Below are 25,364 nucleotides of genomic sequence, written 5' to 3'. Positions count from 1 at the left end.
CACAGACTATGGTGTACTGTTTAGTCAAATTTATCGAATATATGTAATTCGATAGTTTAATAGCCTATCAAGCGTCCATAACGCTTTGTAATTCATTTCAGTATGAGATTTAAATCTCTCTGGCCAATACTTGAAAACTACTCGATCCGTCAAGATTGGTTGAGGATATGAAATGTTACACATTTTGAATGATTATATTTGTATGAAAACTTGGTGCTAGTACTGTTTCAATTACGATAATTATCTCTTATTTGATTTAAAGGGTGTAAGGTTCTTGATGGTCGAGCTATATATTATTAATCAATATGAATAACATATTCAAATAATCAGAATATTATAATGCCTAACTCGACATACGTTCATGTGTGGATTGATGAAGGCTCTCTGGCAAGTGTTGGATGTACGGAATAATGTGGGAACAATTGAGGTTGGATGATGGATGCATCGAGAAAGAGGTTCTACAAAGGTAAGGTGAATCGAATAGCCTATCTTAATGGCATAAGAGCGTTTGAAGCTGCAGCAAGGCACCACAGCTTCGCTGGTGCAGCACAGGAATTAAATGTCACACCCGCTGCGGTGGGACAGCAAGTCAGACAATTAGAAGACTGGCTCGATATACGGCTTTTTAATCGTGCGACGTCCGGTTCGACTAGGTTAACACTGACCGAAGAAGCGTTGCGCGCGTTTCCAGACATTCACCGTGGATTTGACTTAATAACACGCGGTTTGAATCACCTTTTTGATGAGCCTGAAGAAAATACTATTACGGTTTCTGCTAGCCCTTCTATCGCCTCAAAATGGCTTCTTACAAGGATTAATGCCTTCCAACTGGATAATGAAGAATGCGATATTGAGGTAGAAACCGATGTTGCGCTTGTTGACTACTCAGAGAGAGGAATCGATATCGGTGTTCGATACGGGTTGGGACAGTGGGAGGGATTATGTGCCCAGCTCTTAATGTTCGAAGATATCTTCCCAGTGTGTACGCCGGAATTTGCCAAAAAATATGGACTGGAGCAATCTCCACCTGATGAATTTGAGGGTATACCTCTTTTACATGATTATTCGGTTCCGGCTAGCAGTGGCTATCCTTCTTGGCAGGAATGGTCTGATCGTGTTGGGGCATCCATGCCGAAGAAGCTCCAAGGGCTTAAAATTAACGACTTTGCGAGTGTGATTGAACTGGCTAGACGAGGTAATGGTTTGGCGCTGGGCAGAAGTCGATTGATAGAAAATGAACTGAAGTCAGGTGAATTGATTTGCCCTTTTAATCGTGAGTTGTATCAGTTTCGCTCTCGTTTTTGTTACTTCCTCGTATGGAAAAACAATGAAGAGGGAGACAGCAAATTCAGGCCATTTAAGGAATGGTTGATATCAACGGCTAATTGACAGAGGTAGGAAAAGGGGCCGGCATAACCGGTCCCTTTTTTTGCTTTACTTCTCGGGGAGCTTGAAAGTCAAGTTATATGGCACTGCGACGTTCAGTAGCTTGGGCTCTTTCAGCGATGCGTCTCTCTGACTTCGTGCAAAAACATATTCATATATGGATGTGTTCTGGTTCAACATGATGTTTCTGCGTTTCTGCCAGTCTATTTTTACGCACGTTGTAGGTGCCGAGCCGATGGGTGGATAGTCGTGGCACAAATAGACATTGGTGTTATTTGGTAGCTCGTATAACTTTTGGATGGAGTTATAGAGAGCCTCTGCACTACCACCGGGGAAATCCGCCCTAGAGGTTCCTTTGTCTGGCGCAAATAGCGTATCTCCAACGAAGATGTTGTCATCGATTTTATAGGTAACGCATGCTGGTGTATGGCCTGGCGTCTCTATGACTTCAATGATCTTTGAACCAAAATGTATCTTTGATTTACCGCTAACGAGAAAATCAAACGTTGCCAGATTCTCCAAGCCCAACTTCTTTTTCCATTGCTGAAACACCTCTCTGATTCTTTGACTGACAACCATTTTTGCGCCGGTAGCCAGCTTTACATAATGGGATGCCGAGAGGTGATCTGCATGGATATGGGTATCCAGGACGAATCGTAACTCAAGACCTTTGTGCTTGATGTAATCGAGAACATGATCGATGTGCGAGTGAGAGATATCACCATTTTTATAATCGAGAACAGGGTCAATGATAAGAGCTAGGCCACTGTCGGATACCACGTATGTCAATGAACCGGTCTCAGCATGAAAGAAAGGCTGCACTTTCATGGCATACCTCCTTTAGCTCGCAGAAAAACAAGGCCGCTCCGACATAGTTTGTCTCCAACCAATCAGGTTGGTGAGCTCCGCCGGAATGTCGATGCCAGCAAATTCTGCAAATGCTAGACCGTAGAATAACGTGATATCAGCCATCGAGAAGTTATCTGCAGCTACGTACAAGTTGTGCTCTAGGTGTTGATTGAAGTAAGAAAAACCGGCTAGTGCACGTTGCTTTTGATGATTGCCCCATTCACTGCACTGATAAGTTTCGATTGCTGGACCAAGACCTGCTGTAGCATGGTGGAAGTAGGCAGCCACAGCATCCATTACCATGGACTCCGCACGGCGCTGCATCATGTGAATCATGCCGCGCTCAAGTGGGGTTGTACCTGTGAGAGATGGCCCATCAAACAAAGCATCAATGTACTCGGTAATAGCGGTAGACTCTGAAAGATACTCACCTTCCAGCGTACGAAGTACAGGTACTGTTCCCAAAGGGTTTATGGCGTAAAACGCTTCGGTTCGGTGTTCAAGGTTCATAACGTCAACCTCGATAAACTCTACCTGATTCAAAGATCCTTTTTCAGCCAACGCTGCTCGAATGCGTGCAGGGTTCGGGAAACCCGTAGTTTCGTATAACGCGATTTTGCTTTCCGAAGACATGACTTTTCCTTATCCGGTTTTCCGGCTGTTGTTTTTTATGAATATGTTGTGCAGAAGGGTTAAACGCGTACTTCGCCCGCACCAATTTTTCTGTAAATTACCGCGCCGCTATTGGTAGCGATCGTGACAGGCGTGTTAGCGGGGATGCGCATCCAAGAGTGATGTTCATACTGAGTACCATTGATGGTTGCACTACCAGAGAGAACAAAGTATTCAACGACCCTGTCGAAGGTTTCTTCTGTGGATTGATAACCCGCTTTTAGCTGATTTAACGAGGTTTCTTCCAGATCCGAATTCCAAAGCGGCAGCGTTTTGTGGAGCTCAGACACTGATGTCCAATCAGCTTCGTTAGTGTTGAGATAGAAGTAGTCCGGTTCGGTCGAAGGCACTTGAGAAAGTTTCACGAAGATCTCACAACCTTCCTTGGTAAAAGGGGCGTGAGTTGAACCAACCGGATTGCGCACGTACCAACCTTTAGTGAAGTCACCATTTTGATCAGAGAATGTTCCTTCCAGTACGATGTATTCTTCTCCGCCTGGGTGACTGTGTGGTTTGAACGAGCTTCCTGGTGCATAGCGGACACAAGAGGTAGCGCGTCGGGCGATTTCATCACCACGACGTTCAAACATCATGCGTTTTACGCCGACCATAGGGGTATCTGAGAAAGGTAGTGAACCGCCTTTTATTGAGATTGGAGCCGAGAGGTCAACATTCCATTCAATGTATTCCTGACTGGCTGTTTTTGTGTCCGTTGTCATGCTGTCACTCCTTGTTCGTGATTTTTTGTCAGTCTAAGGAGGCGATACGAAAGGGACGAGGCACAAAAATTTGTAGGGTGGGAAAGTTTTGTTTGTTTAGTGGAAACTAAATCAATGTATCAGTATGAAAGTACTTGATAATTTCAGTTGACTATTGAGCATTCATAAGAGAAATAGACAGTAAAAAACCCGCCAGTTGGCGGGTTTTCAGTATTGATTGGGTGCTTACACCAGCAGTTCTTTTGCTGTTTCGACCACATTTGCAGTGGTGAAACCAAACATCTTGAACAGCTCTCCTGCCGGTGCAGATTCACCGAAGGTGTGCATACCAATAATACGACCGTCAAAGCCCACGTACTTGTACCAGAAGTCAGCGATGCCTGCTTCGATAGCTATACGTGCTGTCACGTCTGATGGCAGTACAGCCTCACGGTATGCTGCATCTTGCTTGTCGAACACGTCAGTAGATGGGATAGAGACTACGCGAACCGCTTTGCCTTCAGCCGTCAGCTGTGCTGCTGCTTCGACGGCCAGTTCAACTTCTGAACCAGTGGCAATCAGGATGAGCTCTGGCTTGCCTGCACAATCTTTCAGGATGTAACCACCCTTAGCGATGTTTGCCACTTGCTCCGCTGAACGCTCTTGCTGTGCCAAATTCTGACGCGAGAAAATCAGCGAGCTTGGGCCGTCTTTACGCTCAATCGCCAGTTTCCACGCTACCGCAGATTCCACCTGGTCACATGGACGCCATGTGCTCATGTTTGGCGTCAGGCGCAGAGACGCGATTTGCTCAACCGGCTGGTGTGTTGGACCGTCTTCACCCAGACCGATAGAATCATGGGTGTAAACCTGGATGTTCTGCACTTTCATCAGTGCCGCCATACGCATCGCGTTACGGGCGTATTCCATGAACATCAGGAAGGTCGCACCGTATGGGACGAAGCCACCATGCAGTGCGATACCGTTAATGATGGCGGTCATACCGAACTCGCGCACACCGTAGTGGATGTAGTTGCCAGATGCATCTTGGCCGGTCAGGGCTTTTGAGCCAGACCACATTGTCAGGTTGGAAGGCGCCAGGTCAGCTGAGCCACCCATGAATTCAGGCAGCATCGCACCGAAGGCTTCCAGTGCATTGTGTGACGCTTTGCGTGACGCAATGTTCGCTGGATTCGCTTGCAGGTCGGCAATGATTTGGTTGGCTTTTGCTTCCCACTCAGCAGGCAGGTCACCGTTTACACGGCGTTTGAATTCTGCCGCCAGCTCTGGGTGTGCAGTTTCGTACGCAGCCAGTTTTTCGTTCCAAGCGGCTTCTTTTGCAGCGCCTGCTTCTTTTGCATCCCACTGACCGTAAACGTCAGTTGGGATTTCAAACGCAGGGTGTTCCCAACCCAGGAACTCACGTGCGGCTTTGATTTCGTCTGCGCCCAGTGGAGCACCATGACAGTCGTGAGAGCCTGCTTTGTTTGGTGAACCGAAACCGATGATGGTTTTGGTACAAATCAGGGTAGGACGATCGGTTTCTGCTTTCGCCGCTTCAATCGCTGCATTGATCGCATCGGCGTCGTGACCGTCAACGGCAGGGATAACGTGCCAGCCGTAAGATTCGAAACGCTTCGGTGTGTCGTCAGTGAACCAACCTTCAACGTGACCGTCGATAGAGATGCCGTTGTCATCCCAGAACGCGATCAGTTTGCCCAGACCCAGTGTACCTGCCAGCGAACACGCTTCGTGAGAGATACCTTCCATCAGACAGCCGTCACCCAGGAACGCATAGGTGTTGTGGTCAACGATGTCGTGGCCTTCACGGTTGAACTGAGCAGCCAGTGCTCTTTCCGCAATCGCCATACCGACAGCATTGGTGATCCCCTGACCCAGCGGGCCCGTAGTGGTCTCGACGCCTGGCGCGTAGCCGTACTCAGGGTGGCCTGGGGTTTTCGAGTGCAGTTGACGGAAGTTTTTCAGATCATCGATAGACAGCTCGTAACCGGTCAGGTGCAGTAAAGAGTAGATCAGCATAGAGCCGTGACCGTTTGACAGCACGAAGCGGTCGCGGTCTGCCCACTCAGGGTTTTGTGGGTTGTGGTTCATGTGGTCACGCCACAGGACTTCGGCGATATCTGCCATGCCCATTGGGGCACCTGGGTGACCAGAGTTAGCTTGTTGTACACCGTCCATGCTGAGGGCACGGATCGCATTGGCAAGGGTTTTACGTTCCATCTTGGGCTTACCTTGTTGAATTAGACTTATCTGACCGGGTTTTAAAACCAGATCATATATGAAATAAGAGAGCGGCAATAGCCGCTCTGAGTAATTCTGTTTTTCTGGATTACAGCATGTCGCGAATCATGACTTCCAGCTTACCTTGGTCAACCGCGAAGTTGCGGATACCTTCGGCTAGCTTTTCGACGGCCATCGCGTCCATGTTATGTTCCCAAAGGAACTCAGCATGCGTCATTGCGGCTGGGCGCTCTTTCACTTCCACGTCGTCGTTTAGCTTCCGCACAACCTCACCTTCTGCATCAGACAGCTCTTGCAACAGTTGAGGGCTGATAGTTAGGCGGTCACAGCCTGCCAGTTCCAAAATTTCGCCAGTGTTTCGGAAGCTTGCACCCATAACAACAGTTTCATAGCCATGCTCTTTGTAGTAGTTGTAGATGCCAGAAACAGACAGTACACCTGGGTCTTCTGCTGCTTCGAAATCACGGCCTTCTTTCGCCTTGTACCAGTCCATGATGCGGCCAACGAAAGGGGAAATCAGGTAAACACCTGCTTCAGCGCAAGCGCGAGCTTGGGCAAATGAGAACAACAGAGTCAGGTTACAGTTGATGCCTTCTTTTTCCAGCACTTCTGCGGCACGGATACCTTCCCAGGTAGACGCCAGTTTGATCAGAATGCGGTCGTTGCTGATACCCGCTTCGTTGTACATGCTGATCAGCTTGCGTGCTTTCGCAACGCTACCTTCGAAATCATAAGAAAGGCGCGCATCTACTTCTGTGGAGATGCGGCCAGGGATCACTTTCAGGATTTCTTTACCGATGTTGACTGCTAAACGGTCACCCGCATCAGCCAGTTGTTGTTCAACGTCTTGGCTTTTCGCTTTTGCGTAGGTAATCGCTTCTTCAATTAGCGGGGCATATTGTGGGATTTCAGCAGCTTTCAGGATCAGAGAAGGGTTTGTTGTCGCGTCTTGCGGCTGGTATTTGGCGATCGCATCGATATCACCCGTGTCGGCAACCACGGTTGTGAGCTTGCGTAATTGTTCCAATTTAGTGCTCATCTTTTAAACCTTTTGTTGTATCTAATAGGGGGCTCAGAAGTGCCTTGGTTGATCATTCAATGCATCGGGGTAGAAGTCGAATGAACAAATGCAACGCACCTGAGCAAATGATTGGGTCATATTTGTGTTTTTGGGCGACAAAGTCAACGCTCATATTTGATAAACCTCACTGGGATCTCATAGAAACGTTTGCTTATCACAAGATCTGTTGGAGTCCTGTTTGTTCATTGACCATCAGGGCGTTGAGCGCTTCAAAATCAAGCTTCATTATCTACCATATTTAGTAGCGCCATGGCACAACTTGCACTGGTTGCGAGAACGTCAATTGTGCCTGTTTTCAATGCACCGAGAATAGACAAAGCTTTACGGCTTTCACTAGCCATAGCAATGACATTTGGAATCAGTCTCAAGTCTCGCATTTCAAGCCCGACAACGCGATCACGCATCAGTGTGTTGGCTCGGCTGCCGTCCAGCTTGAAGAAATCAAATCCACCAATATCACCGACAATACCATCATTCACACGTGCTTCAACGAATTCACGCGCTGAGAAGCAGCCGAGTTTGACCATATGGCTGTTTTCATCCATGTCACCAATACCCACTAAAGCGAATTCCGCCTTACGTGCTTGATTCAGTGTTTCGTTGATATTGGGGTGGTTTAGGAATACATCGCGGATTTGCGGCGTATCGACATAGGCTGGTGCATAAAGGGTTTCGCTGCTGCCACCGAACTTCTTGGCCAGACGGCGACAGATATGGTCCGCGTTGATAATGTCGCCACTGCGGTGTGTGCCGCCGATAGCGCAGACAAATCGCGCGTTTCGATGAGAGACGATACCTGGGTGGTCTGCAACGGCTGCGACGTTTTGACCCTGACCGACGGCAACAACCATACCTTCTTGCAAGTTACCATCAATAAAGGAAGAAACCAGTGTCGCTACTTGGTTGCGCTGTTCTTGAACACTGGGTTGGTCTAGCGCGATTAATGCACGTTTTAGACTGAACTTTTCCATTAGCCTTTGTTCCAGTTGGGCACTGTGTACCGGATGGAACTTAACGGAAATTTCTACGATACCTTCTTCACGCGCACGACGAAGTAGACGGCTGACTTTAGCACGGCTAATACCGAACTTTTTGGAAATCTCTTCCTGCGTCGTGTTCTGTTGGTAGTAAAGAATAGCAATCTCAGTGAGGAGGTTGGTGTCGTCAAGCAGGCTTTCGAAGTTGCTGCTTAACGTGCGTGTCGTAGTCATGACTCTATCCTGCGGCAGGTAATTAGCCTCAGAGTCTACGAAGTTTTTACTGCGTGAACAAATGTTCATGAGTCATTCATATGTTCGAAGTCACATTTGAATGTGATCTATCCGTAAAGTCAGCAATATTTCGGTTTTTTCATTTAGTGGTGTTTGAAAAAGTAGTCATACGTATCTAAATTGAAACATGTCATTGTAGGAATTTTCAGCAGCTCCGGATGATAAGAAGAGCTGCGTCATGGTTGGCATATGACTAGGAATCCTAATGCTGTTGCTTTCCCGAACTTTTCACTTCAGTTCAAGGCTTAATTTAGTCGGGAGAATGAATGAAATTTCAGCCTTTAATCCCTAATCGCACGTTGTGGATTGCGGCGACGTTTTTTATCGTCATTCTTTGTACGCTGGCTGGCACCCGATTCGCCGGGCTCTTCCCTACGCTGTCGTCTTCCCCCGAAAATGTCGAAGTTAACTATAGCTACTTTGTCGACAGCACTAACAGCCACATTCTCCGTTATGTCCGCGAGTCCGCGATTTTCCGCCACATTGATAACCCAGCCGAGATTCCTTGGGAGCTTGCAAGTAAATCCTATTGGGTAAAGCTCGATGTGCAAAACCTCGAGTCTGAACACCTTTATTTCTCTCTCTATTTCGATACACCCATGATTGATCGATTGAACATTTACCAATTTGACGATGACGGACACGAGGTGAAACGATGGCGGTTGGGTGACAGCCAAGAGCGTGGTTACTTGGTGGGTGATATGCCTCCAGCGGTTCACTTTATGATGGATGGCTTCGAGCGCTATGAAATCTACCTGCATGTTTATTCTGAAGGCTTCCCAGCTATGCCTATCTGGCTGTTAGATAGGCATGAATATCATACGCTGACGCAACTGCTGCATGCTATGTGGGGAGGTTTCACTGCCATCATGCTTGCTATGGCGGTATATACCTTCGCTGTGTACGTGTCACTGCGTGAACGGGTCTATATCGTTTATACAGGCTATGTGATTACCAGTGTGATATTGCTAGGTGCTGTCCACGGTTTCGGCATTTATCTATTCCCGTCAGCCATTCAGATTTTCTTTAGTAATAACACCGTGGGATTAACCTTTGCGCTGTTTATCCTGTCATTATTGTTTGCCCATCTTTACCTTCGTGTTCATAAGGTGCAGAGCTTACTGCGCCAAGTGGTGAACTATGCCTTGATGGTACTTATAGGGTTAATGATCATTTCTGTGGTGATCCCAGAGCATATTGCTGCGGCTTTTCTGATCGCTATTCAGCCTATCTTTTATACTCTGGTTGGAGTTATGGTCTGGCGCCGCTGGGCATTGGCTCAGAGGTGGAGCCTGATGTTCACCGTTTCATGGTTACCACTGGTTGTTGCGGGTGTTTTTCCGCCGTTGTTGGTAACTGGCAATATTGAATACACTCTAGCTACGCGCTACGCATTCATGATGGGGAATGTGATGACAGTAATGCTGATGGCATTGGCTCTTGCTGAACGATTCCGCCAGCAACGAGAAGAGTCTGTTTATCAACTGACACATGACATGCTTTCATCATCACCCAATGTAAATGTCCTGACGCTCGTGGTGGACCAGCTGGTTGAAAAAAACCGCGAATTTACGTTGTGCTGCTTCCAGATAGATCGCTTTAATTCGCTGGCACCTTACATGTCAGTGGATCAGAAGCAGTTCTTTTTGAGTGAGGTGTGTGAACGCCTGCATGTCGCGCTCGACAGTGATGCTGTAAAGGTGCTTGAAACTGGCTATCATCGCAAACACCGCATTGCCTGTATCAAGGAAGGCTTGTTTGGTTTCGTGGTGATGTCTACAAACCAAGAGAAAATCAAGCTTCTGCTGGCAAGCGCACTCGATGAAGTCGACCACTATGTGGAACTCAGTGATTTGAGTATTCGAACGCAAGGCACCATTGGCACCAGTGAGTTCCCGAAAGATGGCAGTGCAACCGATGTCTTGCTGCGGAAGTCTATGCAGGCAGTGGCGGAAACATCTACCGCTGAAAAGCGCTTTAACGCATATGACTCACTTAACAGCTTCAATCGCACGATGAACATGTCTTTGGTTTCCGATCTGAAAAGGGCGATAGAGAACGACGAGCTGGATTTGTATCACCAGCCCCAGATCGATCTTCGTACTGGCTCAATCCATGGCTCTGAAGTCTTGCTGCGCTGGGACCATCCCAAATTCGGACAGGTTTCCCCTGAAGTGTTTGTGAAATTGGCAGAGGAAGTCGGCCTAATCAATGACCTGACGCTCTGGGTAATTAAACGCGCTTTCTACCAACAGAGCAAACTGATAGAGCTTGGCTTTAGCCGTCGATTATCGATAAACGTGAGTGCTTCAGACATCGCGATTCCTAATCTGGTGGACAAAATCGCGGATGTTGCGGAGCAATACCATGTTCCCACGGGCACACTTTCGCTAGAGCTGACAGAATCGACCATGGTGTCGGATTATGAAAGGCTGCATCAGGTGATTGATCGTCTGTCTCAATACGATATTGAAGTATCAATTGACGACTACGGTACAGGTTATTCTTCGCTGACTTACCTTTCACAACTGCCGTTTACCGAGCTAAAGATCGACCGTAGCTTTATCAATTCGCTGACAAACAGCCCAAGAAAGCAGAACATCGTCCGAGCAACGACCGAGATGGCAAAATCACTTGGTTTGATGGTGGTGGCAGAAGGGGTAGAAGATCTGGAAACGGCCGCTGTACTTAAACGATATGGTGTCGATATTGCTCAGGGCTACCACTACTCTCGTCCACTCAGCTTTAGCCAGTATCTGCTTTACTTGAAGCGCACCAGTAATCAGATGCCAGTAGCGCTGAAACGTCCGAACCGTTTTGGCACTCAATCAGGCTAGGGTTAAAGGACTCTAATCGGGATAGTAAATAGCGCCCAGTCGGCAAGAACGGCTGGCGCCAGTGACATCCGGCAGGTTCCCTGGCTTTCCTTCCAGCGCTTGATGTGCCAGCCAGGCAAAGGCTAACGCTTCTAACGAATCACCATTTACGCCTTTCTTATCTGTCGCCATCACCTGCCAATTGGGCAGAGCAGTTTTTAATGCAGCTATTAATGCTTTATTTTGCGCACCACCACCGCATACCAGAAGCTCACCTTGCCCAAAGCGAAGAACGTCATTTGCGACAGATTGCGCGGTGAACGCGAGCAGGGTTGCTTGAACATCTTCAGGGAAAATTGGTTGGTTGAGATTCTTGAGTTGAGCCTCTAACCACCCGCGATGGAACAACTCACGACCAGTGCTTTTGGGGGCAGGTTGGGCAAAATATTCATCACTGAGCATCTGGTTCAGTAGCGCTTGATTGACTGTACCGATTGATGCCCACGCGCCGTCTTTGTCATAGGGTTTGCCTTTGTGTTCACTTATCCAGCTGTCCATCAGCATATTCCCCGGGCCCGTGTCATAACCGACGATAGGTTGGTTGGGGGCGAGTACTGAAATGTTGGCGATGCCACCAATGTTCAGCACTACCTTAGTAGAGGCATCTGTGCCGAAAAGGAATTGATGAAAGGCAGGAACAAGCGGTGCACCTTGGCCACCAAGCGCCATGTCTTTGCGGCGGAAATCAGCAACCGTTGTAATGCCTGTCAGTGCTGCAATGATGTTGGCATCGCCAAGCTGCATGGTAAAAGGCATTGGTCCAGTAGGTTTATGGAAGACGGTCTGACCATGGCAGCCAATGGCGGTAATCTCGAGTGCTTTTAGGTCGTTTTCGGCTAAAAAGCGATTCACAGTTTCCGCGTATGTTTTACCGAGGAAGTGATCGATGGTGCCGATTTCTTCCAATGTAACAAGCGCGCCTTGGCTTAAGGCGATCAGCTTCTCTTTCAGTGTTTCTGGAAATGGATATTCAGCCTGATGATGCAGGGTAACGCTTTGTTCTGAAAAAGAGGCGGCGACCATATCAATACCGTCCAGACTGGTGCCAGACATTATGCCGATGTACATGATTTGTTCGCCTCTCTTCTTTTTAGACTTCAGTTGCTAAGTTTCTCATAGGATTGCAATTCCCAGCACCAAATTTTGGTATCAGGCTTTCTAGAGTGTGCGTGTCAGCGTAATATGTTGCCAGCTTAAAATGAAATTCAAACAGGAGTGACCCATGGGCCCATTGTGGCTTGATCTTGAAGGGTGTGAGCTGGACGCTGAAGAGCGCGAATTGCTGGAACACCCAAGTGTAGGTGGCTTAATTCTTTTCGCTCGTAATTACCACGATAGTCGCCAGCTGGCAGCGCTGACAGAGTCCGTTCGTAAAGCGGCTAAACGTCCGATTTTGATTGGTGTTGATCAGGAAGGTGGTCGTGTTCAGCGATTCCGAGAGCAGTTTACAATCGTTCCTCCTGCGCAGTCTTATGCGCAAATGGAAGACGGCCTGATATTGGCGCAAGAAGCGGGTTGGCTAATGGCCGCTGAGTTGATGGCGCATGACATCGATCTGAGTTTTGCTCCTGTGCTGGATCGGGGTTTTGATTGCAAGGCTATCGGCAGCCGCGCATTTGGCGATGACAATGATACGGTTATCCGCTACTCAACGGCATTTATGGCAGGCATGAAAGAGGCTGGTATGGCAACAACGGGAAAACACTTCCCTGGCCACGGTGCTGTTATTGCCGACTCACACTTCGAAAGCCCGAAAGATGAGCGTGACGACCTTTTCGAGCAGGACATGGCAATATTCACCGCGCAAATTGAAGCCAGTGTCTTGGATGCCATAATGCCAGCACATGTTATCTACCCACACTATGATGATTTGCCAGCGAGTGGTTCTCCGTACTGGCTCAAAAAAGTCTTGCGAGAGCAGCTTGGTTTCCAAGGGATTGTGTTCTCAGACGATCTGAGCATGGAAGGGGCGACAGTCATGGGTGGTCCGGCTGAACGTTGTCAGCAAGCGCTGGCAGCGGGCTGTGATATGTTGCTCTTGTGCAACAACCGCCAATCATCAATTGAAGCACTCGACAACTTGCCAATTATTGAAGTGCCTCAAGCCGCATCACTGGCAAAGAAGCATCAATTTACGGTTCGAGACCTGCAGAGCGCAGAGAAGTGGCGAGATGTGAAAAAGCGTGTGGAGCAACGCCACGTCGAGTGGCAGGAAAAGCAAAGCTAATCAAATCAGAAGCAGGGCAATCGCCCTGCTTTTTCTTTACTCTAGAGTATCTGTCTCCTTGGGGGATTCATCAGCACAGCACTCGTCACGCAAAAAGGATAAGACGCCATCGAGTTGCTCGTACTTGGGGATACAGTAAAGGGTTCGTCCCTCACGTCGCTGCTCAATCAGGTTCGCAGACATCAAACTCGACAAATGATGGGAAAGGGTTGAACCAGGAATGTCCAATTCCTCCTGAACGACACCCACTGCGATACCAGCATGCCCACCTTTGACTAACCTTTTGAATATCGCTAACCGAGTAGGGTGTCCCAGTTCTTTCAATGCTTTAGCAACGGCTTCGAGTTCCATAGCGTTTCCCGTACAAAAACAATATTTCGATAATAACAGAAATATCTTGCAGAGGAGAGCGTGAATCTCTATATTTCGAATATTCCAGAAATATAGAGATTTTAATGATGACAATGGAGACCGCTCAATCAACCCTGGGCATGTTCGCCTTTCTGGCGGTGGAAATCACCATACTGTTCTTGGTGATCAGTTATCTAGTGGGTGTATTGCAGCAATATATCCCGCCGGAAAAAATCCGCAGTATGCTGAGTAGCCAAAACGGTAAAGGCTATGTGATGGCAGCATTTCTTGGCGCAATCACACCATTTTGTTCTTGCTCGACGATTCCTTTTCTTAAAGGTCTGATTCGTGCACAGGCAGGATTTGGCACCATGATGGTTTTCCTGTTTGCAAGCCCGTTACTCAACCCAATGATCATTGGTCTTTTTGCAGTGACCTTCGGTTTAGAAGTAACGGCGTACTACTTTGCTTCTGCTCTGGTGATTTCAGTGGCATCAGGTTATCTACTGGAAAAATTGGGATTCGAGAAGTATCTGAAACCTTCTACCTATGAAGAGCCGGAAAAAAGCTGCTGTGGCTCTACCTGTGGTACGAAAAAGGTAGAAGAGAACAAGTGGATGAAGATTTGGCGCGGAGTGTGGAAAGACTTTAAAACGGCGATGCCTTACATTTTCATCGGCGTTGGTGTGGGCTCTCTGATTTACGGTGCAATGCCTGCTGAATGGATTGCTTCTATCGCGGGTGAGGATAATCCATTTGCTATACCTTTAGCGGCTGTGATTGGTATTCCGCTATACATCCGCGCTGAGGCAGTGATTTTGCTGAGTGCGCCGCTACTGGCTAAGGGCATGGGCATAGGAACCGTAATGGCGCTAGTTATTGGCAGTGCTGGCGCGAGTATTACTGAAGTCATCATGCTCAAATCCATGTTTCGCAACCAGATGATTCTGGCATTCCTAGCGGTGGTTCTTGGCATGGCAGTACTGACGGGCTACACCTACCAAATGTTTTTCTGATGGTACGTTAACACTTGAGATATCGAAGCCAGCGCGAAGACGCTGGCTTTTTTTCATCAATCGAACGGGTAATCCTCATGAGATGAGCGGCTCGGCTTTGCCTTACGGCGCGCCTTCTTGTCGCGTTGAGGTCGATCGTCAAATTCGTCATTGAATTTGGAATTAAACTTTTCTTTACGGTTTGTGTCGTTTTTCAGCCACTGTTCCCACTTGGCCATTGTATTTACCCTGTTCGTTTAACAATAATTCGGAATACTTTTTCATAGAATAAAAGGGTGTTGATTATTCCTCTAACCCTCTGTCTCGTCAAATATAGCCGAAGTTATGTGACTAATTGATGAAAGTTCCTTGGCATAACGATGACACCAATTCCTCCTAAGCATAAGTCTAGCGAGACGATTAAATAAAACGAAAAAATTCACTGTTTTTGATTAATGTTTTCGATTGTTACGAGAAGAATCTCATCAGTAGGTAAAGATTGAATGGAAAGGGAAGTCTTTGTCTCTTTCATTGTGAGCCGAAAGCGCCGAAGGTCAGTAGAAATTTGAGGTTTAGCTTAGACTTGGGGGTAGGGAAAGGTGCTGGTAAGGCGAAACCTTCTGAGCTGACCAAGATGGAATTCTGTCAATTCTTGACGTTTTTCACATTGTTACAAAGGCTTACTTTCTATTGTCTCGACCTTGGAGAAATCCTTAGATAAGTTACCTAAAAATTCATCATAAATTTGTCGTTAATTGCTCGACATAATTCAAAATCACCGCTATAAACCGGATTAAGAATTAAATTTCTTAATCGTCAGATCAATAATATTTTGCTTTACACCTTAATGGTTTAATGAAGAATATTGCGAAAATTTGTTAAGGAGCTAAATAATGTTTAGTGGTCAAAAGTTTTTTGATGACAAGCATTTTCCAAAAGGTTTTGCTCGATCAGGCTATTTCACCATCAAAGAAGCACAACTTTTGGAAACTAGTGGGCGTACCATGAAAGCACTGTTCGAAGGTGCAATGGTTCCACAAGATGAAGAGCAGCAGAAATTCGTTGATGAAGTGAATGGCCGTCGTGCAGCTGAATCATCATATGCTCTTTGTTGGTTGAAATACCTGAAAGAAATCAACCATAAGCATGTCGTTTACAACTTGTGTTCTACTTCCCGTAGGGGCGCAAGTGAAGATTACTCAGAAGCTGAAGCTGACGAGTAATCTGGTTTTGCATTCAATAAAAAAGCGAGCTATGGCCTCGCTTTTTTTATTATCTTGGATCTGGTATTTCAGTGAGAAATGGCCAGAAAAATAGAATGAACTCTAACGGTTAAGCCAATAGGTTCGCCAAAGTGTAAGGATGACGGGCTAGCCCCAAAGCCTGTGCTGGTGTAACACCTTCGCTGTTCTGATGACAAAGGTTGTTCCACGCCCGGAAAATGTCGAGCAGTGGTAGCAAGCCACCGGGACGCAGTCTACGCCTTGGTTCGTCTATCAGGGAGCGAAAATTTAGGTGGAAGCGATCTTGATAATCTTCCAATGCAGTTGTTGTCGCTTGCTGCAGCCATTTTGCTTCGCTACCGGTTTCTCTCCCTAAATGGCAAATCGCTTTCGCTGCTTGGCCTTTTTGAGTAAATGCCCAGCGATCACGCCACCAACTCAACAACATGATATCGATACTGCCTGCAGTGTCATGCTCTAGCCATTGTGCGTTTTGTACAACATAAACAGGGTGGCACTGTTTGTCTTGCAGGCGGTCTTTGAACACACTGATAATGGCAGAGCGAAGCAAGGGTTCTTGAGGTATGTAAACCTTGAGTTCACCCCAGCTCTCCGTCAGTTCTTTCAATCGAAGATACTGCGCATATGCTGCATATTGCGGGCGGATCAGGCAGCCTTTCGACGGGTAATCGACGTGGATTGGACGTGTGTAAAGGTCTTCAACATTGCTGCGCGACAGAACTTCTTTGTATTTTTCGTTGACTTGACTGAGCAACCCTTCCGGGTTCGGTTCAAACGAGTCTGTGAAGTGGATGAAGTTGTCTGGCATCAGTCTGGCATTTTCTGCGTATACATCTTCAATGTCCTCCGGCTTTTCTTCGTCGGATGAATAGTTGATGTTTTGCAGCAATACATAACCATGTTCGGCATCACCGGTTGTTAGCCACATTACGCCGTTGTCGCTTCGAGGTTGCAATGTTGTCAGAGCCGAAGCCAGCGGATTTTCCTTTGCCAATTGTAGGAATCGCGCATCAACGCTGGCCAGTTTGTTTCGACAGCGGGCGGCAATTTGTTCCAGGTGATCGTAAAAGGTCTTTGGATTGATATGCAGTTTTCTGCAAATTTCCCGAACCGGGTGGCCAGTAAAAAGTAAACCCAATAGACGCTGTTGAATATCCAGTTTCGGGTTGGCATTGGACCATTTGTCCACAAACGTCGCCTGACAGTGTTTGCAGCGGTATCGTTGACGCTCCCCGCTGTAGCCAAACGCGTGATAATGCTCGCGGTGTGTGAGTACAGGCTTGCCAAAAGCTTCGCAGCCTTCAGTATTGCACGCGGCGAGGTTACCTGAGTCTTGCTGTTTCAAGCGGCTCAGTTCTTCAATCACACCCTGGTTGTTAAGGAGAGGAGGAAAGGCACCACACTCTCGGCACACCAAGCCGGGACGAGTCGGATCCGAATCTTGAAGTAAATAATACTTCTCATCACTCAATCCAAAGTTTCGACACGCCAATGTTTTACAGAAGTTGAGTTGTAATCCATCTGCCGCCGGCGGTAGCTTCCCTGTAGACACCAGTCCTCCTCGAATTTTCTATGTCGTAAATAAAATATGAAATTTGAGCGCGTTAAATTTCTGCGCTTGGGGTAAAGGATGTGGGCGAGACTATGAAAAGAATCTCGTGACAATTGTCTGGTAGGCCATGCCGCCAAGATAAATCCCAACGATACCCATGATTCCTGATATCACTGGGGGGGCAGGGAGAGGCAGCTTCACGGCGCTAAAGAAAAAACCAACAATTGCACCAGCAAAAACTGCTAATAAAACTTCGCTCATTAATGTATCCCTCTGTGTTTGCATGGAATAACAGCAATATTTTTTTAATTTATGTGTCATTACTGTTAATGTTTCTGGCCCCAGTCTAGGGAACCTTCAACACCCTTCAGCAGATCGAGATCACATTCACCACGTTTCTATTTCGGTTTTTACTTATTGATTACCATATTTGTTGAATGGGTGATGAGTATCACATTATATGTTTATGATAGTCCAACCGGAAATTTGTCTCAGTTTGTGTATAACTCCTTATTTTTCAAAGCAATCTCCTCTTTCTGTCAGTACGTCATACCGGATTTAAGTCAATGATTTCAATGGGATATGTTCCTCGCCTTTGATTTACGCACAAAGCTGACAACGTTTGTTTCCCACACTAAAACTATGTGTATATAGAGTCTTAAATTTGAGACTTTTATCTCTTTGGAAACGGATGATGAGGTGAGGGTGTAATGAAAGGGTTAATAAAATTGGGCTTTATATGCCTGTTTTCTATCGGTATTTTAGGGTGCAGTGATAGCGATGGTGCAGGATCTGCGACTTCTACCAGTAGTTTACAACTCCCCCAACAGTTGGAGGTTGTGACTAATGAAAATGACTAAAACTGTATGGCTGCTGTCATCGATGGCCTTATCTTCGGGTGTTGCTCATGCTGCATTCAACGACTCTGGTACAGACTACTCGAATGCGCAGACTAAATCTTACGTATGGAATGAGGCGTTACAACCTATCGAATTGGTGAACAGTATTCTCTGTTTCACGGCACAGTTTAATGTCACGGAGTTCGCGAACGCTGGTCCCTATTTAGTACTGGCGGATGAAGCCGCTTGTTTTGACTCAGAAGATGATGGGTCGTCAGGCCAGTCATCTGGCGCAGCGAATACACCGTCCTATTTAAAAGCATTGGCAAACGTCACTCGGGCCTCTGATCTTGATCCCTTGATCGTCAACGTGTGGATCCCCGAAATGGAAGGGGGTGGCGGTAATCAGGCGATAAAATTCCAGGCTGTGATTAGCGAAGGAGCTTCTGATTCTAACCCTTTCGGGCAGTTTACGTTCAATTTTGATTTCTATGACAATTTCACCAACCTCAACCAATTGGGTGGAGGTGAAGTGATCACTTTGGACAGCGAACCTGGTTCGATAGGTTTTACGCTTTATGAATCCAGCCAGCAGGGTGCCAGCAGCTATACACAAAGTGCCAGCGTGGTAATGAGTAGTGATCGCTCCACGGGTGTGGCACTGACCTCTTCTGACCAATCGGGAGCTTATGCTTTGTCGTTTGATAGCGATAACGTTTTGCTGCAAAACGCGTCAGATTTTGACAGCTTGCCCTACAAGTCCGGCAGCAATGCGGGCACTTGTTTGAGCCGAACCCAGTTTGACAGCTACGTACATCGATATGACCTATATAACGCGTCATCAGGTGCAGAAGTCAGTGTAAATGCGGGTTTTCCAATCCTCTATTCAAGTGCTAATAACGGAAACTATGATAGCTACGGATATGTGGGTTACTGGGGCCTTTGGACAGAGACTGAAGGTGCTGTAACCAATGGCGAAACCGTTGTGAGAAACGACGGCAGTGCGCAAACCGAGTATACCTATGTGAATGCGCCAGGGCGCTTGATCAAAAACGAAGTGAAAACGCTAAGTCTCTCACAGTCCAGAGGTATTCAGTTCGGTTACTGGGACAGCACCGTCTTTAGCGATGGTTCTTTTGATCAGTGGGTGGTGAATTACCTCACGGCTGCACAGGATAGTGTGGGTTCAGACGGTTTTTATAAAACCGGTAAGTTGAGTTGGGGTGAGAACGGTCCTTCTGTAGCGACGATTAGCCCGGTGCAAATTACCCTGAGTACAAATGAATCACTCTATATGTACTCCGAGCAATTGGGGGGCGAAGTAAAATATCTGGAAGGGAAAACGTCGCTGACCTACTACGAGCAAAGCTTTATTAACGGAAGTGAAACGGGTTCAGGTGAGCTGCTAAATGGTGGTTCGGTGACGCTGTACTGCTATGACAACTGTCCGATTGGTACATTGGATAGTGGTGATTTAGTGAATTGGAGTGGCGCCAGCAGCCCGTTTGAAACAACGAGTGGTCCGCATAGCTTCACTTTCAGTACCTCTGGCGGTAATGCGTTGACACTGGTGAATGTGAACAGCTCTGAGCCTGTCCGATACAATGCTTCACTCACACAGAACGATATAGATTCAACGCCGCACAGTTGGGGTGTACGAAGTGGGCCCATGGTGACATCGACAGTAACCAACCCTTATGACATTTATGACTCATCCATTGTGACTGAATTTTATGTCTGGGAAACGGGTATACAGTCGTGGAATCAACTTTCGGCATTACAAGATGGCAATGGAGATGTGGTGAGTTTCGATCGGCCTTTGCAGTTCACTTACACTCACAGCAATGCTAATGATCGCTCTGGCTCCGCGGGCACATACGCGGGACAAACGTTCCTGTTCAACTATGGCGGAAACGGTGACTTTTGGGGGATTCCTTATGAGCAGGATAGCGGCAAGTACACGCCAGCATTTTCTCTCAACGATGGCGTTGCCATGGGAAGTTCCAACCAGTATGTAATCAAAGCGCGAGAGATTGAACAGACCATGCAATCGGCGACAGGGCAGTGTAGTAGCTTGACCTTGGCAGACCCCAGCGTCCCAGTACCTACGCAGGTTTCAGGCTCGGCTGATATCGGCGATATGCCGGTGGTCGAAGGTGACCCTTCTGTGATTGCAGGGGAAACCCAATCCTGACAAGTAGGGTTGAATTGTGTGTGAAAGCGCCCTCAATTTGAGGGCGTCTTTGATCGTATATGTATTGCGAATTATTTAATCACAGGGATATCAACTTTCTCACCCAATGACATGGCAAGGTTGTTATCGTAGTAAGCGGCTTCATTTATAAAGTGCGGGTAAGCCTCGTAGTCGCCATCCCAATAAACTTCTGTGCCATCGAACTTAGTGAAGATAGGGTCGCCGTTTCGAAGTGGTGTGAAGTCAGCGTCCTGCACATCCTTATGCACCATGCCGATACGTTCGCCCTGTTCGTTTTCAGGCAGCTTCAAGGTTTCTACATAGCGGTATGCCGAAACAGTTTCTGGTAGTGTCGGAACTTCGCCTTTATTAAATAGCTCTACAAAGTCGAGAATGTGGCGTGTCATATCATCCATCCATTCCAGCACGTCCTGACGAATAACAGACTGAGGCTGAGGACCCACTTCAATAATGATACCCTGGTCAGCGATGGAACAAAGGAAGTAATGCTCTTCCATAGAACAGTGGTCTTCAAACAGAATCACTGCATTGTCCATTCGATCAGCCACGTAAGCGGCGAGTTGGGTATTGAAGGCATCGTTTTTCAGCAGTATCAGGGTTGGTCCCATGTTGCTGGTGGTGTTGTGTAGGTCGATGATGAGATCAGTTCGAGCGTTGCCTTTCGGTCCCAACTGAAGGTTGATAGCTTTAGCTCGGCTTTGCTCGTAATTACCCAGTTCTGGGTTCGCAAGATCGGCAGGGATGAACTGGCGGTTCAAATCGCAATCTAAATAACGTTTGTTATCGCGGAATGCATTTGGGTTGCCGAAAAGGGTTTCTGTTTCAAAGGTGGGGCGGCTAATAAGTGTAGGGCTTTCCTGCCACTTTTTAAGAAGATAAATACCGCTGAATTCGTTCCCGTGGGTACCGCCGACAATGGCTACCCGATTGAATGTGCTCATCCTTGTCCTCTCCTGATAGACGAAAACTCAATATATCAGGGAGCTACACAATCCCCAAGAGACAAAGCCCCTTGGGGAATGAATTTTTATTCGCACCAGCGGCCCGGGTAGGCAGATGAATAGTCCGGTGTTTTATCGACACTATTGTCAGCGGTTGGCTCCAAAGGCCCTGCCACGGTGCGGAAGGGAAGAATTCCCGCCCACACGGGTAAATCCATGTCTGCCAAATCATCATTCACGCCATGACGGCCAATCTTGACGGAAGCTTCAGCAAGTGGCATCACTAAAAGTTCTGTCGCTGTCAGTTCTTTTTCATTACCGGGGCGAGCCTCTTTGCTTCTTCCAGGTGCGATTTGCTCCAGGAACTCATCAAAAGCTGCCGCTTTTTGGGCGTTATCTTCGACGACTTTAAAACGTCCAAATGCCATCGCACAGCGGTAATGTGCGCTGTGGTGGAAAGCGGAACGCGCTAACACCCAAGCATCCAGAATGGTAAAGGTCACGCAGCAATCCGCGCCGTTTTTCAGGTGTTTAAGCATCTTGCTATTTCTGGCGCCGTGAATGTAAATGTTGTCACCTTCACGCCATGCCAGCATAGGAATCACTGTTGGGCCGCGCTCATCACTGAAAGCCACGTGGGCAAGTTTGGATTCATCAATAATGCTGTAAAGCGCTTCTTTATTTTTAACTGCTTTGTGAGCGGCTTTTCTTACGGTTGTCCGATGGGTGTTGCCTAGCGTCATAAACGTCTTCCTTGTTTGCTCATTGCTTCTTCGTCGTTAATTCCTGTAGTGTAGTGATAAATGGCTCCACAAATAGAGCCAGTTTAGATAAGTAAATGGGTCCAATATGCAGCCGATCGACATTGGTGATTTGCAGCTCGCCAGTGAAAAAAGTTCAAAACAAAGCGCACTTTATGCCGCGATTCAAGAAAAGATCCTGAACCGCCGTTGGCCTCATCAAGGCAGGCTTCCTGCTACCCGTTTTATGGCGCAGGAATTGGGATTGAGCCGAAACACGGTGACAGCAGTTTATGAGCAGCTGAAAGCAGAAGGGTATTTGGAAAGCCGACGCGGTGCGGGTTACTTCGTGAATGTGTCGACACCTGAGCAATTCCTTCAGGCAGAAAACGGCGAATCGTCAGTCACCCGATCGTACTCCGATGAAACTGCAGCAGCGCCAGAAGCTTTCGACACCCAAAAAAGAAACCGTGCCTTTGCACCGGGCGTACCTGATCTCGTTAATTTCCCTTACAAGAAATGGGCGAGAGCGATGCAGCTGCAGTTTCAGAGAAGTTTCATCGCTGGGCAAAATGACATTCAGGGCAGCCTGACTTTCCGAAAAGCGCTGAGTGAATACCTTTCTGTCAGCCGCTCTGTTTCCGCGCCCGCACACCGGATTATTGTCACCTCGGGTGCCCAGCAAGCGCTTTATATCGCGTCGAATGCCATTTTGAAGGCTGGTGATAGCGTGATGATGGAGAACCCTGGCTATGTGCAAATGAGAAAGGTGCTTAAGCGAAGCAGAATGAAGATTGAAGAGCTGCCGGTATTGCCGAAGTCCGGCGCGGATGTCGACAAGATTGAGCAGTTCGAAGGCCAAGCTGTTTATCTGACGCCGAGCAACCAATACCCCATGGGCAACAGCCTGAATACTTCGCAGCGAATGCGCTGCATTGAGTGGGCAAGCCAGAAAGATCGTTGGATCATCGAAGATGATTACGACAGTGAATTCCAGTTTGCCAACCGACCTTATCCTTCGCTTCAGGGACTCGCGACGCAATTGCATGGTGAAGATGCGCGGGTGATTTATATCGGGACATTCAGTAAGGCATTTCTGCCTTCTGTGCGTGTTGGCTACCTTGTCGTACCGGAAGCTTTGGTGGAGTCATGCTTACAAATTAAGGATGCTATTGGTGGTGATACCCCGATCCATATAGAAGAAGCGCTGGCGGCCTTTATTACCGAAGGCAATTACCTTAGACATATCCGTAAAATGCGTAGCCTTTATCAGGAGAAACAGCGGCTTTTTGTCGAATGGCTAACCCATGCTTGTGGGGATCAGGTGGAGATACTGAGTCAGGCCGCGGGGTTACATGTGACCTTTAGCTGGAAAGGGGGACCGACAGCAGTAGAGGTTAAATCGGCGTTTGAAGCGGAGGGATATACCATTCGAACGTTGGATTACTATTGCCATCAGGAAGATAACAGTCATCGCTCAGTAGAGATAGATCGCGCATTGGTGGCTGGCTTCGGTAATAGCTCCCTCAGCGAAATTCGAGAGGGCGTCGCGTTACTTGGTGCTCTGATTAACCGCTGACGCACCGGGAAAACTGGGCGGCTGGGTCGAGATAGAACATCTTTTTCCATCCCTGAGTTTCGGTGCTGAACAACCAAGGATAAGGAAGCAGTGACATAACGGAATAGTGAAGGTGAGCAGGTTTGTTAATGGCGTTACCTGTGCTGCCGACCGTGCCAATCGATTCACCTTGTGTAAGCCATCCTGAAGTGTCCGGCGAGATTTCATCCAAGTGGGCATAATAGTGTAAACGCCATTTTGGCCCAAGAATGGCAACGACTTTACCACCTCTTGCTATCTCTCCGGTGTATAGCACTAGCCCGCCTGTGGCCGACAGTACCGGTGTCCCTGATGGGGCAAAAACGTCGATGCCTTTATGTACCCCAGAGCTTCCCCATGGTTCGAACCAAAAAGTCTTCGCATTCCAGTCATTGCAGTCAGCACCTTTGACAGGAATAACAGCGTGAACAGGAACAAATAAAACCGCACAAACCACAGCTAAGGTAACCAACGCAGCCAGTTTCATATTTCCACTCCATTTGAACGGGTTAATCCTTCAATCTACTGAAACAAAACCAAGATAGAGTAATGTCAGCACTTTGAAAGGATTTGCACCGTGAGGAAACTGAGTGCCTATCAATAGATCTAATTCTGCTCACATTTTTTAGACATTTTGAACGGAAAATCAGGCTGTTGACTAAGATAACTAAAAGATGTGAACGCGGAACGAATACCATGTCAGTCAATGAAATTCGCTTTTATGAACCTGACGAGCCTTATGGTTTCCTGTCTAACTTTTACCCTGCTCCGATAAAAGTAGATGGTGAGTGCTGGGCAACCACAGAGCACTTCTACCATGCCCAGAAATTTACTGAGCCTGAATTGCAGCGCCGGATGCAAACAGCGAGGACGCCTTGTGAAGCGTTTAAGCTCAGCCGCGAATTGGCAAACTTTGTGCGCAGAGATTGGATAGATGTGAGATATGACATCATGCACTTTGCAGTGATGGAAAAGTTCATTCAAAACCATGATTTGTGCCAGTTGTTACTCGAGACTGCGCCTGCCACACTGATTGAAAACTCACCATGCGACAGTTATTGGGGATGTGGAGGAAAGGACGACGGCGAAAACAAACTGGGACTCATACTTATGTCAGTACGAGCGCAGTTTTCGGTTAGAACCCAGCACGTTTAGTCGGAATTTATCCTTTTAAATTCAGAGAATGTGCCTACAAAATAAGAATTAAGCGCAATTCCTTCCTTTATCGGAAACGTTTCCAAACGACGCTGCTAGAGTATCTCTCGAGCGAAAGAAACAGCTCGGAGAAGCTTTGCGGCGCCCAGTGTCCAAGTCGTATCGACACTGGCAGACCGACAAGTCAATAACAACAAAGAAAAGCTTGACCGTACCGACCTGCCTCATTTCCTCAAAACGTGTCGTCACCGTGTGTTTTCTGGAACTTCCGTGTTTTACAGGCGCGCAGCGAATTGATAGCGAGTTAGGGCCTCGCGCCTTTTAGGTTAGTGAATGCTGCGTAAGAACAAGAACGTTAGAAAGCACCGTGACTTTTAAAGATTCCGGTTGGTAAAGGATTGTTGTTGGTGGAG

The 25,364-nt window shown here is 47.4% G+C and carries 22 protein-coding genes; 8 read left to right on the top strand and 14 right to left on the bottom strand.

Translation table 11 applies throughout. The features are described 5' to 3' along the window. The first annotated feature begins 432 nt into the window (after nt 1-432). Nucleotides 433-1,389: a LysR substrate-binding domain-containing protein gene (locus K6Q96_RS23140; protein WP_251880526.1), complete on the top strand. Its 957-nt coding sequence runs from the start codon at nt 433-435 to the stop codon at nt 1,387-1,389. Between the two features lie 45 nt (nt 1,390-1,434). On the opposite strand, the gene K6Q96_RS23135 is transcribed toward K6Q96_RS23140, so the two are convergent. The 6 genes from K6Q96_RS23135 to K6Q96_RS23110 form a co-directional block, all read right to left on the bottom strand. Then, entirely contained in the window at nt 1,435-2,214 is a 780-nt protein-coding gene (locus K6Q96_RS23135; RefSeq protein WP_251880525.1) for an MBL fold metallo-hydrolase, read from the bottom strand. A gap of 12 nt (nt 2,215-2,226) precedes the next feature. After that, a complete protein-coding gene (locus K6Q96_RS23130; protein ID WP_251880523.1) occupies nt 2,227-2,868 on the bottom strand; it encodes a glutathione S-transferase family protein in 642 nt (213 codons plus the stop codon). A gap of 59 nt (nt 2,869-2,927) precedes the next feature. Continuing rightward, nucleotides 2,928-3,626, bottom strand: a complete 699-nt coding sequence (locus K6Q96_RS23125) for a cupin domain-containing protein (protein WP_251880521.1) — start codon at nt 3,624-3,626, stop codon at nt 2,928-2,930. 225 nt (nt 3,627-3,851) lie between these two features. Continuing rightward, nucleotides 3,852-5,846: a transketolase gene (gene tkt / locus K6Q96_RS23120; protein WP_251880519.1), complete on the bottom strand. Its 1,995-nt coding sequence runs from the start codon at nt 5,844-5,846 to the stop codon at nt 3,852-3,854. A 109-nt stretch (nt 5,847-5,955) separates the two neighbouring features. Beyond that, nucleotides 5,956-6,906, bottom strand: coding sequence for a transaldolase (gene tal / locus K6Q96_RS23115; protein WP_251880517.1), 951 nt, complete (start codon nt 6,904-6,906; stop codon nt 5,956-5,958). 257 nt (nt 6,907-7,163) lie between these two features. Continuing rightward, nucleotides 7,164-8,159 (bottom strand): sugar-binding transcriptional regulator, encoded by a 996-nt coding sequence (locus K6Q96_RS23110; protein WP_251880515.1) that lies wholly within the window; start codon nt 8,157-8,159, stop codon nt 7,164-7,166. Between the two features lie 326 nt (nt 8,160-8,485). Here K6Q96_RS23110 and K6Q96_RS23105 point away from each other — a divergent pair, with 326 nt between their 5' ends. Beyond that, nucleotides 8,486-11,056: an EAL domain-containing protein gene (locus K6Q96_RS23105; RefSeq protein ID WP_251880513.1), complete on the top strand. Its 2,571-nt coding sequence runs from the start codon at nt 8,486-8,488 to the stop codon at nt 11,054-11,056. Between the two features lie 12 nt (nt 11,057-11,068). Here the strand turns inward: K6Q96_RS23105 and K6Q96_RS23100 are convergent, their stop codons facing one another. Beyond that, the gene (locus K6Q96_RS23100; RefSeq protein ID WP_251880511.1) at nt 11,069-12,163 is read right to left on the bottom strand and encodes an anhydro-N-acetylmuramic acid kinase; all 1,095 of its coding nucleotides are present in this window, start codon (nt 12,161-12,163) and stop codon (nt 11,069-11,071) included. A gap of 154 nt (nt 12,164-12,317) precedes the next feature. Here K6Q96_RS23100 and nagZ point away from each other — a divergent pair, with 154 nt between their 5' ends. Then, nucleotides 12,318-13,322, top strand: a complete 1,005-nt coding sequence (gene nagZ, locus K6Q96_RS23095; RefSeq protein WP_251880509.1) for a beta-N-acetylhexosaminidase — start codon at nt 12,318-12,320, stop codon at nt 13,320-13,322. Nucleotides 13,323-13,358: 36 nt separating this feature from the next. Here the strand turns inward: nagZ and K6Q96_RS23090 are convergent, their stop codons facing one another. Then, entirely contained in the window at nt 13,359-13,673 is a 315-nt protein-coding gene (locus K6Q96_RS23090) for an ArsR/SmtB family transcription factor (RefSeq protein ID WP_251880507.1), read from the bottom strand. Between the two features lie 107 nt (nt 13,674-13,780). Between K6Q96_RS23090 and K6Q96_RS23085 the strand changes: the two genes are divergently transcribed. Then, a complete protein-coding gene (locus K6Q96_RS23085) occupies nt 13,781-14,689 on the top strand; it encodes a permease (protein WP_434802190.1) in 909 nt (302 codons plus the stop codon). A gap of 56 nt (nt 14,690-14,745) precedes the next feature. On the opposite strand, the gene K6Q96_RS23080 is transcribed toward K6Q96_RS23085, so the two are convergent. Next, nucleotides 14,746-14,907, bottom strand: coding sequence for a hypothetical protein (locus tag K6Q96_RS23080; protein ID WP_197475377.1), 162 nt, complete (start codon nt 14,905-14,907; stop codon nt 14,746-14,748). A gap of 654 nt (nt 14,908-15,561) precedes the next feature. On the opposite strand from K6Q96_RS23080, the gene K6Q96_RS23075 reads away from it, so the two are divergent. Further along, the gene (locus K6Q96_RS23075; RefSeq protein WP_251880503.1) at nt 15,562-15,891 is read left to right on the top strand and encodes a MaoP family protein; all 330 of its coding nucleotides are present in this window, start codon (nt 15,562-15,564) and stop codon (nt 15,889-15,891) included. A 109-nt stretch (nt 15,892-16,000) separates the two neighbouring features. On the opposite strand, the gene K6Q96_RS23070 is transcribed toward K6Q96_RS23075, so the two are convergent. Next, nucleotides 16,001-17,464, bottom strand: a complete 1,464-nt coding sequence (locus K6Q96_RS23070) for a lactate dehydrogenase (RefSeq protein WP_251880501.1) — start codon at nt 17,462-17,464, stop codon at nt 16,001-16,003. Between the two features lie 90 nt (nt 17,465-17,554). Next, complete coding sequence (locus K6Q96_RS23065) at nt 17,555-17,725, bottom strand: XapX domain-containing protein (RefSeq protein WP_002538364.1); 171 nt, start codon at nt 17,723-17,725, stop codon at nt 17,555-17,557. Between the two features lie 585 nt (nt 17,726-18,310). Between K6Q96_RS23065 and K6Q96_RS23060 the strand changes: the two genes are divergently transcribed. Next, nucleotides 18,311-20,497: a hypothetical protein gene (locus K6Q96_RS23060; RefSeq protein WP_251880499.1), complete on the top strand. Its 2,187-nt coding sequence runs from the start codon at nt 18,311-18,313 to the stop codon at nt 20,495-20,497. Nucleotides 20,498-20,568: 71 nt separating this feature from the next. On the opposite strand, the gene K6Q96_RS23055 is transcribed toward K6Q96_RS23060, so the two are convergent. Together K6Q96_RS23055 and K6Q96_RS23050 are read right to left on the bottom strand one after the other, a co-directional pair. Further along, nucleotides 20,569-21,459 (bottom strand): aspartoacylase, encoded by an 891-nt coding sequence (locus K6Q96_RS23055; protein ID WP_251880497.1) that lies wholly within the window; start codon nt 21,457-21,459, stop codon nt 20,569-20,571. 86 nt (nt 21,460-21,545) lie between these two features. Next, entirely contained in the window at nt 21,546-22,202 is a 657-nt protein-coding gene (locus K6Q96_RS23050) for a pyridoxamine 5'-phosphate oxidase family protein (RefSeq protein WP_251880495.1), read from the bottom strand. Between the two features lie 106 nt (nt 22,203-22,308). Here K6Q96_RS23050 and pdxR point away from each other — a divergent pair, with 106 nt between their 5' ends. After that, the gene (gene pdxR / locus K6Q96_RS23045) at nt 22,309-23,778 is read left to right on the top strand and encodes a MocR-like pyridoxine biosynthesis transcription factor PdxR (protein WP_251880493.1); all 1,470 of its coding nucleotides are present in this window, start codon (nt 22,309-22,311) and stop codon (nt 23,776-23,778) included. On the opposite strand, the gene K6Q96_RS23040 is transcribed toward pdxR, so the two are convergent. After that, nucleotides 23,768-24,283 (bottom strand): M23 family metallopeptidase, encoded by a 516-nt coding sequence (locus K6Q96_RS23040; protein WP_251880491.1) that lies wholly within the window; start codon nt 24,281-24,283, stop codon nt 23,768-23,770. The two genes, pdxR and K6Q96_RS23040, sit on opposite strands and share 11 nt — an antisense overlap. Nucleotides 24,284-24,492: 209 nt before the next feature. On the opposite strand from K6Q96_RS23040, the gene ybiA reads away from it, so the two are divergent. Continuing rightward, complete coding sequence (gene ybiA / locus K6Q96_RS23035; RefSeq protein ID WP_251880489.1) at nt 24,493-24,951, top strand: riboflavin biosynthesis intermediates N-glycosidase; 459 nt, start codon at nt 24,493-24,495, stop codon at nt 24,949-24,951. The last annotated feature ends 413 nt before the right edge of the window (nt 24,952-25,364 follow it).

It is taken from the genome of Grimontia kaedaensis (genome assembly GCF_023746615.1).
GTDB lineage: Bacteria > Pseudomonadota > Gammaproteobacteria > Enterobacterales > Vibrionaceae > Enterovibrio > Enterovibrio kaedaensis.
The sequence above is the reverse complement of the archived record's forward strand: the minus strand, read 5'-3'. Positions and strand labels throughout refer to the sequence as shown.